This window comes from Williamsia muralis, from assembly GCF_051487485.1.
Classification (GTDB): domain Bacteria; phylum Actinomycetota; class Actinomycetes; order Mycobacteriales; family Mycobacteriaceae; genus Williamsia; species Williamsia muralis_B.
On the sequence record NZ_JAHVCV010000001.1, the window covers coordinates 182,927 to 200,891 of the forward strand.

Genomic DNA, 17,965 nt, shown 5'->3' on the forward strand with positions numbered 1-17,965 from the left:
TACGGACAGTGTGATGTGCGCCAAGTCTGTACATAGTTAGCGGGATTAGATACTGTAGTCCGTGTCAGAAAAGTACTCACTGGGGCGAGGAGGTGGGCATGTATCCCACACGGCCACCGAATGCTGCTCTGACGCAGGCCCATAGGAATGCCGGGCACTGGCGCGATCAGCCCGTTGCCCACTTCCTCGACCGAGCCTCCGCTCGATATCCAGACGCTGTTGCGGTGATCGACGGTGCGCGTCGCATCACCTTCGGTGAACTCGACGACGCGTCGGCACGGCTCGCGGCAGCACTGCGGGGTCGCGGTGTGCGATCCGGCGACGTCGTGGCGTTCCAGCTGCCCAATTGCGCCGAGGCAGTCATCGCGTTCCAGGCCATCATGAAGCTCGGCGCGATCGCCAACCCGATCGTGCCCATCTACCGAGCCCGGGAACTCCGCTTCATCCTCGGACAGGCTCGCGCAAAGGTGGTGCTCATCCCGGGAACGCACCGTGGGTTCGATTTCGGGGCAATGTACCGGGATCTGGTGACCGACCTTCCGGATCTGCAGCTCGTCGTCTCCATCGAAGGCAGCCCCGTCAACGCAACGGTCGGCGCCACGTTCGACGAATTGACGGAATCTGCAACACCGCAGGCCATTTCGGCTGTACGTAATCTGCCACCGGCCGACCCCGACAGTATCTGCCTGTTGCTGTACACCTCTGGTACCACCGCCGACCCCAAAGGCGTTCTGCACAGCCACAACACGCTTGTCTACGAGAACCGGTCGATGATCGCCTGGTTCGGATTGAACGAGCGCGACGTCATCTTCAACCCATCACCGGTCACCCATGTGACCGGGGTGAACTGCGCGCTGACGCTTCCGTGCCTACTGGGCGCAGCCGTTGTGCTGCAGGATGTCTGGGACGCCGAAGCCGCCTTGGATCTCATCCGGTCCGCGCACGCCAGCTTCATGATCTTCTCGACGCCCTTCCTCCGGGGACTGCTCGACGCAGCCACCGCGGCGGAACTCGATACCCCTTCCATCCGCTACATCGCCTGTGGTGGAGCCGATATCCCCGACTCACTGACCGCGACCGCAACCGCGCGGCTGGGTACGGTCACGAGGATGTACGGCGCCACCGAGGGCCCGTCTGTCACGGCATCCGACCGGTGGGACCCCATCTACCTGCGCACCAAGACCGACGGACGGCCGATCTCGCCCACGGAGGTGATCGTCGCCGACGACGATGGCACGCCCGTTGCCACAGGGGCGGTGGGCGAAATACTCTGGCGCGGGCCGGACACCTTTCTCGGATACCTCGATGAGCGCCTGAACGAGACCGCCTTCACCGACGACGGCTTCTTCCGTACCGGTGACCTGGGTCGTTTCGACAGCAGCGGCGGCATCCACATCGTCGGACGTATCAAAGATGTCATCAATCGCTCGGGCGAAAAAATCAGCGCACACGACGTCGAGAACCAACTCAGCGAGCATCCGGCTGTTGTCGAGGTGGCCGTTGTCGCCGGGCCGGACGCCCGGACCGGTGAGCGCGGGTGCGCGTTTGTGGTGACCCGAGATAAGTGCGATCTCACACTGCCCGAGGTGCACCGATTTCTTCTCGAACGAGAGATCGCGGTGCAGAAGATCCCGGAGAGCGTCTTCGTGGTCGATTCGCTGCCGAAGACGGCCAGTGGCAAGGTGCAGAAGTTTGCGCTGCGCGACTGGACCCGTGATCGGGATGCGCTTCCACCCCAGATGACGGCGATGAAGTTCGCCGCAACACACGAGAAATAGGGGCCGAATGACCGTTCAGACGCCTGGGATCGAACACCTCGTCGTCACCGAGCCGGAACCGGGTATCGCACTCGTCGAACTGGCCCGCGGCAAGGTGAATGCGATCGACACCCAGATGTACAACGAGATCGCACGAGTCTTCGACATGTTGTCCGACAACCAGGACATCCGCGTCATCGTCCTCACCGGCCGCGGCAGGATCTTCTGCGCGGGTAATGATCTCGGCAACTTCCGGGTGATGGATGCGGTCAGCGGCGACGTCGAGATGCGCAGCGTGAGACGGGCACTGTTCGGGCTGTACGACTGCACGTTACCCGTCGTCGCTGCCATCAACGGTCCCGCTCTCGGCAGTGGTCTTGCGTTGGCCTCGCTCAGCGACATCGTGGTCGCCTCCGACCGGGCGACCTTCGGTCTTCCGGAGATGGGTGTCGGCGTGCTCGGTGGAGGCCGGTTCACCGCCAGAATGCTTCCGCAGCAGGCGATGCGACGGATGTTCTTCACCGCGGAGCCCGTCGATGCGGAGACGTTGCGCAGCTGGGGGGCGCCCATCGACGTGGTACCGCATGACGAGCTCATCGAGGTCGCGATGTCGCGGGCGCGCGTCATCGCCGCCAAGAGCCGATACGCACTGACTCTGGCAAAGCAGTCTTTGAACGGGTGCGAAGACGTCGATCTCAAACGCGGTTACGAACTCGAACAGACCTTCACGGTGCGGCTGTCCGAGCATCCCGACTCCAAGAAGGCAGTCGAGGCGCGGATCGCGGAGATGTCGAAAGGAAAGAAGTCATGACGCCGATTCCGGGATCGAGCGGATCGGTCGACGCACAAGTGATCGACGTCGACGCGTTCTCCGACAAGTGCGTTGCGTGGCTCGACGAGCACCTCGACCGGCGGGAGACGGGCCCGGCGGTGGCCGCAGACCCGAACTACGCAATTTTCCACAACCACACCCACGACGAGGAACGCGCCCTGATCGACGCTGCCCGGGACTGGCAACGGAAAAGGGTCGATGCCGGCTTCGGTGCCATCACCTGGGGCTCGGAATGGGGTGGCGCAGGACTGACTGCCAGCCACGAACGCGTGTACGTCGGCCTCGAGCGGCAGTACACCACGCCGGACCGTCACGAGACCGTGCTCGTCACCGTCGAATTGGTGGCGCCCACACTTCATGCGCTCGGCACCGAGGAGCAGCGACAACGGTTCGTCAGGCCATTTCTTCGCACCGACGAACTGTGCTGCCAACTCTTCTCCGAGCCCGGTGCCGGTTCCGATCTGGCTGGGTTGTCCACCAAAGCTGTTGCCACCGGCGATGGTTGGCGGATCAATGGGCAGAAGGTGTGGAGCTCGGGAGCGCAATTCTCCGAGTGGGGCCTGCTCATCGCCCGCACCGACACCACCGTGGCCAAACACCGTGGCATGACGGCGTTCATGGTGCCGATGGATGCACCCGGCGTCGATGTACGACCCATTCGACAGAGCTCCGGTGGATCAACCTTCAACGAGGTCTTCCTCACCGACGTCGAAATCCCTGACTCGCTGCGCATCGGTGCCGAAGGTGACGGCTGGAAGGTCGCGCTCACCACGCTTGGCTTCGAACGCAATTCGAGCGCGGGTATCGTCAGCGCCGGCGGCAACAGCGCCGATCTGGTGCGTCTGGCCAAGAGTCTGGGCATCACCGACGACCCCCTGGTACGCCAGCAATTGGCAGACGCTGCGATCTACGAGCGCGCCTCGGCACTGATGGTGGCTCGTTACGCCGAACGTGAGCAATCGGGGGCCGTTCCGGGAGTGGAGGGTTCGATCGGCAAACTCGTCTGGACCCAGAACCTCAAGCGGATCGGTGACGCCGCCGCATCGTTCCTCGGCCCGAAGATCCTCGCGGACACCGGAGAATCGAACACCTTCGTCTGGACCGAACACCTCCTGGGCGCACCCGGCTATCGCATTGCGGGCGGCTCCGACGAGATCCAGCGGAACATCATCGGCGAACGCGGGCTCGGACTGCCCCGCGAACCACGTTAGGAGATCGGCAATGCCTCTCGAGTTGACTCTCGAACAGCGCGATCTCGAATCAAGTCTCCGGTCGTCGCTGGCCCGTACCGCGGCCGGCGAAAACGTCTGGGACTCGCTGCTGGAGATGGGCCTGACCGAGGTTCCGTTCCCGGAGAACTACGGCGGAGCTGGGTTCACCCTGAAGGACACCGCTGTGGTGATGGCCGAGCTGGGCCGGTCGCTCGGTGCCGCTCCGTATTTCTCCTCGGTCATCCTGGCAGGTTTCACGCTGCTGCACGCAGGGTCGGATGCAGCCAGGACGCAACATCTTCCGACCATCGCGGATGGCAGCGTGACCGCCGCACTCGTGACCGGATACCCGTTTGCGTCCACGTCGATCAGGGCGTCCGAGGGTGCCGACAACACAATCGTTCTCGACGGCGCTCAGGAGGCCGTGGTCGCCGGAGCCGATGCTGATCTGCTCGTTGTCGTCGCCGAGGGACCCTCTGGTCTGGAGTTGGCGATCATCGACGGTGATGCGAACGGCGTAATCCGCACCGCACGTGAATCCCTCGATTTCACCAGGCCACTCGCGCGGATCGAGTTCACCGGGGCGTCAGCACAGCGTGCCGGCGGCAACGACTTCGTAGCGGGTCTCGACAAGGCGCAGGCCATCGCCATCACCGCGCTCGCCGCCGAACAGGTGGGGGCTGCACGCGCCTGCCTGGAGATGTCTGTCGATTACGCCAAGACCCGGCAACAGTTCGGACGCGCCATCGGGTCGTTCCAGTCGATCAAACATCGACTCACCGACATGCTGGTGGCGATCGAACTTGCCGAGGCAGCCGTTCTCGACGCGGCCGACGCCGATTCCCGCAGCAACGGCGAGTTGTTCGTCGCTGCTGCGACGGCCCGAGTACTCGCCTCCAGGGCAGCGACTTTCGCAGCTGAGGAGTCCGTGCAGATCCACGGCGGCATCGGATTCACCTGGGAACATCCGTTGCACAGGTACTTCCGCCGGGCCAAGACGAGCGAATTGTTGTTCGGCAACACCGCCGTGCACGCCGAGACAGTTGCCGCCGCGCTGGTGTCCTGAGTCAGACGACCCACCTATACGAGGACGAGCCACCCGCGGGTAGCTTGCGTACTCGCCGGTTGATAACTCTTACTCAAGGTGCTCGGACGAATCCTCGCGGTCTGCGTGATCGCTTACCGCTGGCGGTGGAGCGTCGAGTTGTCGTGATCCCGTCGATTTCTCGCGTTCATCGAGTGCGACCCGCCGTTCGTTGATCACGCGTTGCCAGGTGGCTTCGACGGTGGCATCGACGTGGTGGGCGCGGTTGACTCGTGGTTGTTGTTCGGGGTCGATGTATCTCGGCGGGATCCAGGCAACACGGCCGGCGTCGGGCCCGTCGGTGAGCATGACTGTCTGCCATTGATCCTCGCCTGGCCCGATCATCGCGTGATGCGGAATGCACGCCGGCGCGAGCACATCGATGTCAGTCAAGCCGCCGTCGGCCCATGCAGTGGTGTGATGGATTTCCGTCCACGAGATGGGGTTACGACAGCCCGGACTGGTGCATCCTCGGTCTTTGGCGAACAACGCCATCCGCTGACCCTGTTGCGCGACGCGTTTGGCCCGGGCGAGGTAGAGGACGTCCGCGGAATGGTTCGCGAACACTGCCAACGACCAATCCGAATGCGCCGCCAACTCCAGGGCATCTTTCACCGGCAAGTCGACACCGGAGGCGGTGTGGGCAATACCGGCAGCCTCATCAAGCTGCTGTTTGGTCATCGTGATGATGACCTGCACCGGCAACCCACGATGGGAGGCACCCAACAGTTTGTACTCGAGAATGGTTTTCAGGATTGCCTTGAAAGCATCGTGCTGACGTTGAGCGCGTGAACGGGTATCGCGCCCCGCTGCGGCCTCCACTACCGCTGGATCCATACTCGGGTCGTCCACGGCACCAGTCGGCGAGTTCGGGTCATCCGGATTGTTCATACCCGGTGCGGCCCACACGTCCATCACCGTCCGAAACAACGCCAACGTCTGTGGGTCGAGATTGCCGGTGATCTTGGCCATCATGTCCAACCCTTGATCACCATCAGAGAGGCCGCGGTTACGTTTACGGTCCGTATCGTCGGTGAGAGTGCCATCCGGATCGACGCGGGCAAGGACTTCTCGGCCACAGACCTCGAGTTCAGTGGGGTTCACGGTGCGGGCGTGGTCAGTCAGCCACGCATCGACCACGTCATACACCTCCGGCGCCGACTTGTGCGGGATCCGGTCACGCACCTTGAGCATCACGTCCATATGCGCCAAGCCGATTGCACCGGCAGCCAATGCTTCTGCGGCGGCGGGACATTTGGGCGGTAGCTTCTCGCCCTGCATCGACAACATCTGACCAGCCGCTTCAAGCGCTTTCATTCGTGATGAGGCGTCACCGCGGGTAACCCGCAACTCACTCATCACGAACCGGTGCAACGTGGGATGACCGGCCTTACGAAACAACCCACGGTCATTCACGTCCTGCAATCGCTTCAAACCCTGAAACGTCAGTGCGCGAACAATCTTCTCGTTCATCCGCGCCAGATCAGAGACGTGCACATCATCCACATCCGTTGAGGACGCCGCCGCGATCTCCTCAACTACGTCCAGCAACTGCCGATACTTGGCCACCAACAACGGAACCGACGGCGGATCTACCGTCACCGAACCACTCATGAAGCCCCCCAGCCCCGATGAACTACTTTCTCAGAGCCTACCGTTCAAATACCGCATTGTCGAACGCATGTTCGATTGACGTGAGCCGCATTCGCCGCCGCCGCTACTCCACAAGGCCGGCACTCCGCTGTCACGAGTTACACTCCCGCACAGACCTTTTGCGGTCCTTCGTCAGGCGATCACCAGGAGCAGGTCCCCACCATCGACTTGTGCTGCACCACTGATGGGCACTCGGCTGACGGTGCCGGAGCGGGGCGCGGTGATCGCGGCCTCCATCTTCATCGCCTCGATGCTTCCCACCAATTCACCCTGCTCGATGGAATCGCCCTCTTTGACCGACAACGTGACAACACCGGTGAAGGGCGCCGGCACCTGTCCCGGATCGGTGCGATCGGCCTTTTCGGCTTCGCGAGTGGTCGTCTCGACGCTGCGGTCACGCACCTGTACCGGCCGGAGCTGACCGTTGAGTATGCACAGCACGTTGCGCATGCCGTGGGCGTCGGGTTCGGAGATGGCTTCCAGACCGATCAGCAACTCCACGCCGGGTTCGAGTTGCACCCGGTGCTCCTCGCCTTGCCGCAGGCCGTAGAAGTACTGGTTCGTCGACAATTGTGAGGTGTCGCCGTAGCTGTCCCGATGCGCCTCGAACTCCGCGGTCGGGCCCGGGAAAAGCAACCGGTTCAGGGCTTCTCGCCGCTTGCATGAGTCTGCGCCGAGCGCGGTGTTGTCTGCGTCGGTCAGGGGGACGATCGCGCGGGGCTCGGCCCGACCGGCCAGCGCCCGAGACCGCAACGGCTCGGGCCAGCCACCGGCGGGATCGCCGAGGTCGCCGCGGAGGAAGTCGATGACCGACGACGGGATGTCGTAGGAGGACGGTTCGGCTGCGAAGTCGTCCGCTGTCGCATCGGCGCCGACAAGCGCCAACGCCAGGTCGCCGACCACCTTCGACGACGGGGTCACCTTGACCAATCGGCCCAGAATCCGGTCGGCACCGGCATAGGCCGACTCGATGTCCTCGAACCGATCGGCCAAGCCGAGCGCCGCGGCCTGCTGGCGCAGATTGGACAGCTGACCGCCCGGGATCTCGTGGGTGTACACACGCCCGGTGGGCGCGGGCAGTCCTGACTCGAATGGCGCGTAGTTCGAACGGATTGCGGCCCAATATGGTTCGAGGTCGCACACGGCGCTGAGATCGAGTCCGGTGTCACGTGCAGTGTGCTCGGTCGCGGCCACGATCGCCGACAGCGCCGGCTGACTGGTGGTGCCGGCCAGTGCGGCACTGGCACCGTCGACGGCGTCGACACCGGCGCCCCACGCCGCAAGGTACGTGGCCAACTGACCGCCCGGGGTGTCATGGGTGTGAAGATGAACCGGTAGATCAAAACGTGAACGCAGCGCTGTGACAAGGGTTGCGGCGGCCGGGGGGCGCAGCAGACCGGCCATGTCCTTGATCACGAGAATGTGCGCGCCGGCCTCCACCAGTTGTTCGGCGAGTCGCAGGTAGTAGTCGAGCGTGTACAGATCCTCATCTGGATCGGTCAGATCGCCGGTGTACGACATCGCCACTTCGGCAACAGCTGTGCCCGTGTCGCGAACCGCATCGATGGCCGGCCGCATCTGGTCGACATTGTTGAGCGCATCGAAGATCCTGAAGATGTCGACACCTGTGTCTGCCGCTTCACGAACGAACGCATGGGTCACCTCGTCGGGGTACGGCGTGTATCCCACCGTGTTCCGGCCTCGCAGCAGCATCTGTATGCAGATGTTCGGCATCGCCTCACGTAGCGCGGACAATCGCTCCCACGGGTCCTCGTGCAGAAACCGCAGCGCCACATCGTATGTCGCCCCTCCCCACGCCTCCACCGACAGCAGCTGGGGGGTCATCCGAGCAACGTAGGGCGCAACGGTGACGAGATCACGGGTTCGTACGCGCGTTGCCAGCAAAGACTGATGGGCATCCCGGAACGTGGTGTCCGTGACGGCCAGGGCCGTTGAGCTACGGAGGTCTGCAGCGAACCCCGTCGGTCCGAGGCGCAGCAGCCGATCCCGAGACCCGGCCGGAGGTGGGTTGCCGACGTCCACCGCCGGCAGCTTGTCCACGGCATAGACGGTGGACGGGCGCTCGCCGTGTGGCCGGTTGACGGTGACGTCTGCGAGGTAGCGGAGGATGCGAGTGCCCCGGTCCGCGGAGACGTTCTGGGTCAGCAGTTCTGGATGATTCTCGATGAAAGAGGTGTCGACTCTCCAGGCCAGGAAGTCTGGATTGTCCAGGACTGCCTGCAGGAAAGGGATGTTGGTCGCGACGCCACGTACACGGAACTCGGCGATCGCCCGTCGGGCGCGGGCCGCCGCGGTGGCGAAGTCGCGTCCTCGGCAGGTGAGTTTGACCAGCATCGAGTCGAAATGCGACCCGATCTCCGACCCGAGTCCGACACTGCCGTCCAATCGGACACCGGAGCCGCCAGGTGTGCGATAGGCCGTGACCCGGCCGGTGTCGGGGCGAAACCCGTCGGTGGGATCTTCGGTGGTGATCCGGCACTGCATCGCGGCGCCGCGGATCTCGATGGAGTCCTGCGTCAGGCCCAGGTCTGCCAGCAACTCACCCGACGCGATACGCAATTGCGCCGCAACCAGATCGACGTCGGTGATCTCTTCGGTCACGGTGTGTTCCACCTGGATCCGAGGGTTCATCTCGATGAAGACGTGATTGCCGTACGGGTCCAGGAGGAACTCCACGGTGCCGGCACAGGTGTATCCGATGTGCCGAGCGAACTTCACCGCGTCGGCGCAGATGCGTTCGCGCAGTTCGGGATCGAGGCCTGGCGCGGGAGCCACCTCGACAACCTTCTGGTGTCGCCGCTGCAACGAGCAGTCCCGCTCGAAGAGGTGGATGACCTCGCCGCTGCTGTCACCCAGGATCTGGACCTCGATGTGCCGGGGGTTGACCACCGCCTGTTCGAGAAAAACGGTTCCGTCACCGAACGCCGTGTGCGCCTCTCTCGACGCTGCTTCGATGGAAGACCGGAGTGACTCCGGGTTGGCGACACGTCGCATGCCTCGGCCACCGCCGCCGGCGACCGCCTTGACGAACACGGGGAAACGCATTCCCTCCGCTGCGGCGACCAGCTCGTCGACATCGTCGGATGGCGCACAAGAGGCCAGCACGGGCAGCCCGGCGGCTCGGGCGGCGGCAACAGCGTGCGACTTGTCTCCGGTCAGCCGGAGTATGTCGGCGGACGGCCCGACGAAGGTGATCCCCGCAGCTGCACAAGCAGCGGCGAGGTCCGGATTCTCGGAGAGGAACCCGTACCCGGGGTAGATCGCGTCGGCACCGGCGCGTTGTGCGGCCGAGATGATCTCGTCGACAGAGAGGTAGGCGCGAACGGGATGGCCGGGTTCACCGATCTGATACGCCTCGAAACCTTTGGCGCGATGGGCCGAGTTGCGGTCTTCGTACGGGTAGACGGCAACCGTGGACGCACCCAGTTCAACGGCGGCACGAAATGCGCGGACCGCGATCTCGCCACGGTTGGCGACCAGGACCTTTGTGAACATGGGCGTTCCTCTCTGTCGGGACGATGCCGGGAACGGCGAAGTACACCGCGCGGGCAGGCGCGGTGTGGCGAGGTGTGTGAGCTGAGTCTCTCACGTTTTACCATCACTTACTAGATGGACAGTCAAGTTAGTCAGAATCGGCAGTCGGCTGAGAATGTTGCTCAACTTGCTGCGCAATATCTCTGTACATGTTTCTATTTGGGCGATGTTTCTATAGTGTGACTTGAAATACAGTCCGTCAGCCGCCTTCAGGAGGACTCGATGACCAACGCGCCACGCGCCGACCACTGGATCACCGATTGGGAGTTCAGTGAGCGCTACCCCGTCTACACGCGGGCCAACGCGGGAGAGGTCCTGCCCGACCCGTCGAGTCCGCTGAACGTGACACTCGTGTGGAACAAGGGTCTCAACATCGGGTGGCGCGAAGGCTACGTCGAGCACCTCGGAACCCACCTGGCCTCCGAGATCGACGAGACGATGCCCGAGATCATCGGCAACTTCGGCGGCTACCACTACACCAACTTCTCGATGACCGAACTCAACGGCGCTCGCCTACCGGGCCTGACTGTCCCGGTGTGGAACCGCCTCTGGGTGGGCGATCATCCCGACCTGCCGGAGTACGAGCCGAAACCGGGCCACGAGAACGCTGAACTGACCGCGGGACTGGCCGAGAAGACCGCGTGGGCATTGACCACCGACACATATCCCGAGGCCGAAGAGACCAAGCGCCGCGCCGACCTCGCGCGCGAGCAGCGTCCTGACCTCAGCGCCCTGAGCGATCAGGAATTGGTCGACCACGCACGATCATTCGTTCCCGACCTGGTCTTCTGCTACGCCTACCACCCGGTCACCACCACACTGTCCACGATGGGGCCGGCAGTGGCAGGCGCTCTGCTCGAGTCCATCGGTGAGAGCGACAAACTCGGCGACCTGCTGAGCGGATTGGGCGGTGTCGACTCCGCTGCTCCGTCTTTCGCGATGTGGAAGATGGGCCGCCTGGTCGCTGCCTCCAACGAACTGACCGCCATCTTCGACGGTGGTCTCGCCACCGTGCTCGACGCGGTCGACGCCAGTGATTCCCCCGAAGCCAAACAGTTCCGCATCGACTTCGACGACTTCCTGTACAAGTACGGCTCCCGGGCACCCAACGAATGGGACATCCGTTCGGACAGCTGGGAGACCAAACCCGTTCTCGCACTGATGGCGATCAACGGCATGCGCCTGAGTCCCGACGATGCCGATCCGCAGCTGATCCTCGAGCGCAACCAGGCCAAGCGCATCGCACTCACCGCCGAACTCGCCGACAAGATGCCCGATGCAGACACCCGCCAGAGCTTCCTCGACGCAGCCAAATCGATCACCAAGTTCATGCCATGGCGCGAACGAACCAAGACTTCGTGCGTCAAGGTGATGGGCGAGATGAGGGCGGCCCTCTATGAATTGGGGCACCGCATGGTCGCGCGCGGAGTGATGAACGACCACCACGACATCACCATGCTGCTCGACACCGAGCTCGACGACTTCGCTGCCGACCCCGAGTCGTTCTCGGCCACCATCGCCGAGCGCCGCGAGCAATACCTCCAGCTGTTCGACCTGGAACCGCCGTTCTTCCTCTTCGAGCCGGTCCCCCTGTCACAGTGGCCGCGCCGGACCGAACACAAATCGGAACCCGCCCTGCCGGGTGACACTCTGAGCGGCGTGGGTGGTGCTCCGGGCGTGAGCCGTGGCCGCGCCCGGGTGCTTCACGATCCTTATGACGCAGGCGATCTCGCCGAGGGCGACATCATCGTCGCACCGCAGACGGACCCGGCCTGGACCCCGTTGTTCGTCTTCGCCGGTGGCGTGGTGGTGAACGTCGGGGCAACCATCACCCACTCCTCGATCGTCTGTCGCGAACTGGGCATTCCCTGTGCGGTCTCGGTCCAGGACGCGACCGCACGCATCCCAGACGGCGCGATGATCGAGGTGGACGGCAACACCGGGACAGTGACCGTACTGTGACCCTGAAGGTCGGTCTCACCCTCCCCCAGCTCGGAGAACACGTCGATGCGACGGCGGTACGCGACTTCGCCGTCGCCGCAGAGGAACTGGGTTTCAGCAGCCTTTGGGTTCAGGAGCACCTCTTCTACCCAGAGCAGAACGAATCGATCTACGGCGGCCGGCACACCACCACCGTGCACCCGGCCTACCGCTCGGTGCTCGGCGCCACCGAACTCATGGCGTTTGTTGCCGCGTGCACACAGAAGGCGATGATCGGCAGCAGCATCCTGGTGGCCGGGTATCACCGCCCCATCGAACTGGCTCAGCGTCTTTCGACGCTCGATGTGCTGTCGGGCGGCCGATTGGTCGCCGGGCTCGGCGCGGGCTGGTCGGACGAAGAGCACGGACAGATGGATGTGGATCCGCGCACCCGCGGACGACGGATGAGCGAGTTGGTCGCGGCGGTCCAGGCATGCTGGGGCCCCGACCCGGTCGAGTTCTCGGGCGACTTCTTCATAATCCCCAGGTCGGTGGTTCGGCCCAAGCCGGTGCAGCAGCCACACCCGCCGCTGTTGTCCGGGCTGCGTTCGGCCGCCGGATTGGCCCGTACCGCAGCACTGTTCGACATCTGGAACCCCAGCAGCGGGACCTCAGAGGCGTTGCTCGATCAACTGCAGACCATGCGCGAGGTCCGGCCGGATCAGCTCGCCCCCGTACGCCTGTTCTTGCGCTCGTACCTGCAGCGGCCAACTGATGCGGTCGGTTCCGGTGGCCAGGGTGTCGACGGCGTCCGCCGCGACATCCGGACGGCAGTCGCTGCCGGCGCCGAACAGTTCATCGTCGAGATCAATTTCTGGGACGAGATGCGGTCCGCCCGAGACTGGGCACAGGCACCCGCCCGGCTGGCCACCTTGCTCGAGACCGCCGAAGAAGAGTCGGCAGCAGCAGAATTCGCGAAGGAGAGTGTGTAAGTGAAGGCAGCGGTGTGGGCAGGCGACGGCCCCGACCTCGCGATCGAAGACATCCCCCGACCCGAGCCACGCCGTGGCGAGATCCTCCTCAAGGTCACCGCCTGCGGCGTGTGCCACACCGACCTGCACGTGCTCAAGTCAGAGGTGAAGTTCCCGTCGCCCGCCGTACTCGGACACGAGGTCTCCGGCGTGGTGGAGCAGATCGGCGATGGCGTGGACAACGTCGCCGTCGGCGACCGGGTTGTCTGCAGCTTCATCATGCCCTGTGGCGACTGTCGTCACTGCGTGCGCGGACTGGAAGACCTGTGCGAGAAGTTCTTTGCGCACAACCGACTGAACGGCACTCTCTACGACGGCGAGACCAGGCTGGCGCGCGAGGACGGTACGTCCCTTGCGATGTACTCGATGGGCGGGCTGGCCGAGTTCTGCGTGGTCCCGGCTTCTGACGCCTTCAAGGTTCCCGATGGTGTGGGCCTCGGCGAGGTGTCGATTCTGGGATGCAGCTCGTTCACCGCGCTGGGCGCGGTCAACAACGCAGAGCTGGAACTCGGTGACCGCATCGCAGTGATCGCTGCCGGAGGCGTGGGGTCGTCGATCGTACAGTTCGCGGCGGCCGCCGGAGTGGCGCAGATCATCGCCATCGACGTCAACGATGAGAAGCTCAAAGCCGTTGCCGCACTCGGTGCCACCCATACCATCAATTCCAGCACCACCGACGTGGTCGCCGAGGTTCGGGCACTGACCGACGGCCACGGTGTGGACGTGGCCTTCGAGGCGTTGGGCAACAAACACACCTTCGCCACGGCGATGGAGATCCTCGACGACGGTGGTCGCGCCGTGGTGGTCGGCATCGCCCCCGCCGGCTCCTCAGGAGAGATCGACCTCGCCCGGCTGGTTCGCCGCAAGCTGGAGATCCACGGTTCGTATGGAGCCAAGGCACGGCGGGACATGCCGGCCCTGCTTCGGTTGGTTTCGGGCGGCATCGTCGAGCCCGAGCGCGTCATCACCCGCCGGTACACGCTCGACCAGGCGGACGAGGCATACAAGGCTCTCGCGCGCGGCGAGATCGTGGGACGTGCCATCATCGAGATGCCGTCATGACCCAGGCCGAGAATGGTTCGACCGCAACCGGACTCGTCGCAGTCGTGACAGGCGCTGCCTCCGGGATCGGCCGGGCCGCCGCCGAGCTGATCCTCGAACGCGGGGGTCGCGTTGTCGCATTCGATCGGACCGCCGACAGCCTGGATTGGCTGAGCGGCGACGACCACGCGATGCCCTTCGTCGGCGACGTCACGCTGAGCGTCGACAACCGGGACGCGATGTCGGTGGCCGTCGAGTCATTCGGGACTCTCGATGCGCTGATCCTGAATGCCGGAGTCCCCGCGTCAGGTTCGATCGAAACTCTCGACATGGATGTCTTCGACCGGTCGATCGACGTCAATCTCCGTGCGGTGGCCCTCGGTATCCGCGAATCGATCCCGTTCTTCCGCCAGGCAGGCGGCGGTTCCGTGGTGATCACCTCGTCCGCCACCGCCATGGGCGGAGAGCCCAACCGATGGCCCTATGCCGCGGCCAAGGCCGGTGTCGTCAATCTCGCCAAGTCATTGGCACTGGACCTGGCCAACGACTCGATCCGGATCAATTGCGTCTGCCCGGGGCCCATCAGCACGGGCATGACCAAACGCATCGAAGAGAACACGCCGGAGCGGTACGAGTCGCTCAAAGCCATGGTGCCGCTGCACCGTTGGGGTACCGCGCGCGAGGTCGCCGAGGTGATCGCCTTCCTCGCCTCACCGCTGGCGTCGTTCGTGACGGGAACCGCGATCCCGGTCGACGGCGGTGCCACCTGCGGGAGCGGCCAGACCGTTCCCGTGCCCGCCCCGGTCTGAAGACATCGGCTGGGCCCCCGCAGGCTTGATGAGGTCACATCGTCAGCGGCGGGGGTCCACCAGAACCTTTGCGTGCCGGCTCTTTCCCGAATCCAGTTCTGCGAACATGGGTACCAGCTCATCGAGGCCGATGGTTCCCGTGTGCAGGGACCGCACATCCACCCGGCCGGCGGCGATGAGTGTCATGGCGCCGAGGAAGTCCTCGTGCGAATACGCCAGGGAACCGATCACCGTCAGCTCCCGGCTCTGCCAGTCTCCGTAGCTCACCGACGAATTGGTACCCGGGTAGCCCAGCAATGCGAGGGTTCCGCCTCGACGGACCAGTTCGGCCGAGGGCTGGAGCAATTCGGCCACGCCTGTGCATTCGAAGAGCACATCCGCGCCCAGTCCATCGGTGGCCTCGGCGAGCAGTGCCTTCAGGTCGCCCGGCTCGACCACCTCGGTGAACCCCAGATCGACGGCTGCCGAGCGTCGAGCGGGCGAAGGCTCGCTCACGATGATTCTGCCGGCACCCGCGACCCTCGCATGCTGGGCGGTGAGCAGACCGATCGGTCCCGCTCCCTGCACAACCACTGCGGCACCGAGACGGATGCCGGCGCGCTTGACCGCGTGGAAGGTGACGGTGGCCGGCTCCATCAGGGCCGCTTCCTCGTCCGAGATCGTGTCTGGGATCGGAATGGCCCTGCGCGCAGACACTTTGATCTTGGTCGCGAACCCGCCGTGCACGGGGGCGTCATCGGTGATCCCGTTGGCTTCGGCGAACGCGAGGTCGCAGTGAGCGGCATGCCCGGCGCGACATTGAGCGCAACGGCCACATGCCGGACCGACACCGGCGACCACACGTTGTCCGACCGAGAGTCCGGTGACCTCGTCACCGACCGCGCTGATCGTTCCCATCCATTCGTGTCCGAAGACGGCAGGCGGCAAGCCGGCGGATGCGTAGCCGTGGGTATCGGTGGCGCAGATGCCGCAATAGCCGATGTCCACGACCACGCCGTTCGGCGCAGGGACCGGGTCTGCCTCCAGCGCGGTTTCTGCTGTCTGCGGCGCCACCATGTGTACGTACTTGTTCTGTCCGTCGGTAACCATGCTCTTCACTTCCCGCTCATGCGCTCGACCACGGGCGCAAACTGTTCGTAGGCCCTATCACCGATCGTAAAGTAGGAGAATCCGAACTCCTCGCGACGCTGTTCGAGCTGCTCGCAGATGTCATCGATGGACCCGACGAGAGTGTGCGGAAATGCCCGGAGCTCGGTTCGGCTGAAGCCGGTGCGGTCGATCAGGGACTCTTCGGTGACGTCGGTCTTGCCCTCGATCGCCACGAAATACGCGCCGGTCTCGATCTCGATGTCTGCGAACCGGTCGCCGGCGCCGTCCCGAACCCAGCCCATCTTCTTGTGGGTCTCGTCGACGGTGGAGGTGAGCACACTGTCCGAACCCAGGACACCCGAACGGTTGTTGAAGTTGATGCTGACGATGTCGGCGGTTCTACCGGCGAGCGTCAGCACCCGGCGAGCGCCGCCTCCGACCATGATCGGCGGGGCGGTCTCGGGTACGGGCAGCGGAGCGAACCCCGCAGCCTTGACGATCTTGCCGTCCACGTCGATCTGTTCGCCACGGAACTGCTGGGTGATGAGTTCGATCGTCTCCTCGAGACGGTCCACCCGGGACCCCGCCGAAGGGAAATCGATACCCATGGCTTCGTACTCGGCCCCGAGCCATCCCGCTCCCAACCCGATCTCGATCCGGTCGGGCGCAAACATCGCAAGCGTTGCAGCCTCTTTGGCGAGCACAACCGGTTCGTGATAGCTGGTGCAGAACATTCGGCACCCCACCTTCAGGGTTTCGGTCACCTCGGCCGCCACGGCCATACTCGTGATCGGGGCCATCGTCACCGGCCGATGGCCGGTGGGGTCCAGGGCAGCGCCTGGTCCGATGTAGTGATCTGAGACGTGTAGCGCCGAATAGCCCATGTCTTCGACCTTGTGGGCCACATCGCGCCACTCCTTGCCGGTGTTCGCGCGGTAGACCTGCGCAGCGAATCGAAACGGGCGGGCCTGATGTGTCATGACTTCCACTTTCGTCCTGTTGTGTGTCTTTGTCGCCCAGATGTGCGGATGGGCTTGTTGGATTTGTTGGCCTGATCGGTCCGCGGTCGGTTCGGGTCAGTGACCCGCAGCTGCCCTTCGGTCGCGGTCCAGGTCTCGGTCCAGGTACTCGAAGAGTTCACGAGCAGCGGCACCCAGCTCGGCCGCCCACCCACGGGGATCGGCGGAGCCGCGGTCAGACGGTGCCTCGACACTGATCGCGGCCGTCGGCGGCAATGCGCGGACCAGATCGGCCAACGGCAGCACACCCTGACCGGGCGCCAGTCGGTGCTGGCGCGCTTCGGTGATCGCTGCGTTCTCATCCGTGGCCGGTTCGGCCGAAAGTGCGTCGCACAATTGGCAATAGGGGAACAGGTCCGGCGACTGCCTTGCGATGTCGTCGATCGGCGTGCCGGCCCGGGCGACGTGCAACGCGTCGAGCAGGATGCCCGAGCCGCCGTCACCCGCGTCGGCCAAGAAGCGAGCCGCGGCATCCATGTCGCGGACGGCACTGAAGATCATCGGTTCGAGGCAGCACCGCAGACCGTGATCGGCTGCGGCAGCCGCGAGTTCACCGAACAGCGTGGTCGCGCGCTGGTAGTCGTCGTCGAGAACGGTCACGAGCAGGTACGACGCCGACAGCGCCTGTCCGGCCTCGAGCACATGCATCCAGTCCTCGCGCGAGCTGCCCGGATGCAGTTTGATCACCTCGGCGTCGAGAACGCGCATCCCGTTGTCGTGCAACGCCTGCCTTGTGTCGCGCAGAAGACCCGAACCCTCCAGCAACTGGAACCCGCGGTCTCGTGGTGTCTGTGCCACCCGGAGTCCGACTGCGTTGAATCCCGCCGCGGCGGCGTTCTCGATGAACTGGGGCGGCGGCACCTGGATCGCCGAGAGGTGCGACAACGACAGGATTCGTTGCTGTGGAGGCTGTTTCATACGGGTTCCGATCGTTCGGGGCGTCTCACCGATGGCGCGGAAGTGC

The 17,965-nt window shown here is 64.5% G+C and carries 13 protein-coding genes; 8 read left to right on the forward strand and 5 right to left on the reverse strand.

Annotated elements, in window-relative coordinates:
• The first annotated feature begins 98 nt into the window (after window positions 1-98).
• Genes KXR83_RS00910 through KXR83_RS00925 form a run of 4 tightly spaced genes read left to right on the forward strand, consistent with a single transcriptional unit; the run spans window position 99 to window position 4,866 of the window.
• Window positions 99-1,778: an AMP-binding protein gene (locus KXR83_RS00910; RefSeq protein WP_437423168.1), complete on the forward strand. Its 1,680-nt coding sequence runs from the start codon at window positions 99-101 to the stop codon at window positions 1,776-1,778.
• A gap of 7 nt (window positions 1,779-1,785) precedes the next feature.
• Window positions 1,786-2,568 (forward strand): enoyl-CoA hydratase-related protein, encoded by a 783-nt coding sequence (locus KXR83_RS00915; protein ID WP_437423169.1) that lies wholly within the window; start codon window positions 1,786-1,788, stop codon window positions 2,566-2,568.
• Window positions 2,565-3,800 (forward strand): acyl-CoA dehydrogenase family protein, encoded by a 1,236-nt coding sequence (locus KXR83_RS00920; protein WP_437423170.1) that lies wholly within the window; start codon window positions 2,565-2,567, stop codon window positions 3,798-3,800. Before KXR83_RS00915 ends, KXR83_RS00920 begins: the two co-directional genes overlap by 4 nt.
• 10 nt (window positions 3,801-3,810) lie before the next feature.
• Entirely contained in the window at window positions 3,811-4,866 is a 1,056-nt protein-coding gene (locus KXR83_RS00925; RefSeq protein ID WP_437423171.1) for an acyl-CoA dehydrogenase family protein, read from the forward strand.
• A gap of 69 nt (window positions 4,867-4,935) precedes the next feature.
• Here KXR83_RS00925 and KXR83_RS00930 read toward each other — a convergent pair whose 3' ends face one another.
• Together KXR83_RS00930 and KXR83_RS00935 are read right to left on the reverse strand one after the other, a co-directional pair.
• Window positions 4,936-6,486, reverse strand: a complete 1,551-nt coding sequence (locus KXR83_RS00930; protein WP_437423172.1) for a DUF222 domain-containing protein — start codon at window positions 6,484-6,486, stop codon at window positions 4,936-4,938.
• A gap of 183 nt (window positions 6,487-6,669) precedes the next feature.
• A complete protein-coding gene (locus tag KXR83_RS00935) occupies window positions 6,670-10,053 on the reverse strand; it encodes a pyruvate carboxylase (RefSeq protein ID WP_437423173.1) in 3,384 nt (1,127 codons plus the stop codon).
• Window positions 10,054-10,314: 261 nt separating this feature from the next.
• Between KXR83_RS00935 and KXR83_RS00940 the strand changes: the two genes are divergently transcribed.
• From KXR83_RS00940 to KXR83_RS00955, 4 genes are read left to right on the forward strand one after another with little or no spacing between them, the layout of a single operon-like run.
• Window positions 10,315-12,054: a PEP-utilizing enzyme gene (locus KXR83_RS00940; protein WP_437423174.1), complete on the forward strand. Its 1,740-nt coding sequence runs from the start codon at window positions 10,315-10,317 to the stop codon at window positions 12,052-12,054.
• Window positions 12,051-13,004: a TIGR03619 family F420-dependent LLM class oxidoreductase gene (locus tag KXR83_RS00945; protein WP_437423175.1), complete on the forward strand. Its 954-nt coding sequence runs from the start codon at window positions 12,051-12,053 to the stop codon at window positions 13,002-13,004. Before KXR83_RS00940 ends, KXR83_RS00945 begins: the two co-directional genes overlap by 4 nt.
• Complete coding sequence (locus KXR83_RS00950) at window positions 13,005-14,105, forward strand: zinc-binding dehydrogenase (protein WP_437423176.1); 1,101 nt, start codon at window positions 13,005-13,007, stop codon at window positions 14,103-14,105.
• Entirely contained in the window at window positions 14,102-14,893 is a 792-nt protein-coding gene (locus KXR83_RS00955) for an SDR family NAD(P)-dependent oxidoreductase (protein ID WP_437423177.1), read from the forward strand. Before KXR83_RS00950 ends, KXR83_RS00955 begins: the two co-directional genes overlap by 4 nt.
• Window positions 14,894-14,935: 42 nt before the next feature.
• On the opposite strand, the gene KXR83_RS00960 is transcribed toward KXR83_RS00955, so the two are convergent.
• The 3 genes from KXR83_RS00960 to KXR83_RS00970 form a co-directional block, all read right to left on the reverse strand.
• Entirely contained in the window at window positions 14,936-15,982 is a 1,047-nt protein-coding gene (locus tag KXR83_RS00960) for a zinc-dependent alcohol dehydrogenase (protein ID WP_437423588.1), read from the reverse strand.
• Window positions 15,983-15,987: 5 nt separating this feature from the next.
• Window positions 15,988-16,962 carry a TIGR03621 family F420-dependent LLM class oxidoreductase gene (locus tag KXR83_RS00965; protein WP_437423178.1) on the reverse strand — a complete coding sequence of 325 codons (975 nt, stop codon included), beginning with the start codon at window positions 16,960-16,962 and terminating at the stop codon, window positions 15,988-15,990.
• A gap of 96 nt (window positions 16,963-17,058) precedes the next feature.
• Window positions 17,059-17,919, reverse strand: a complete 861-nt coding sequence (locus tag KXR83_RS00970; protein WP_437423179.1) for a sugar phosphate isomerase/epimerase family protein — start codon at window positions 17,917-17,919, stop codon at window positions 17,059-17,061.
• Window positions 17,920-17,965 lie beyond the last annotated feature (46 nt).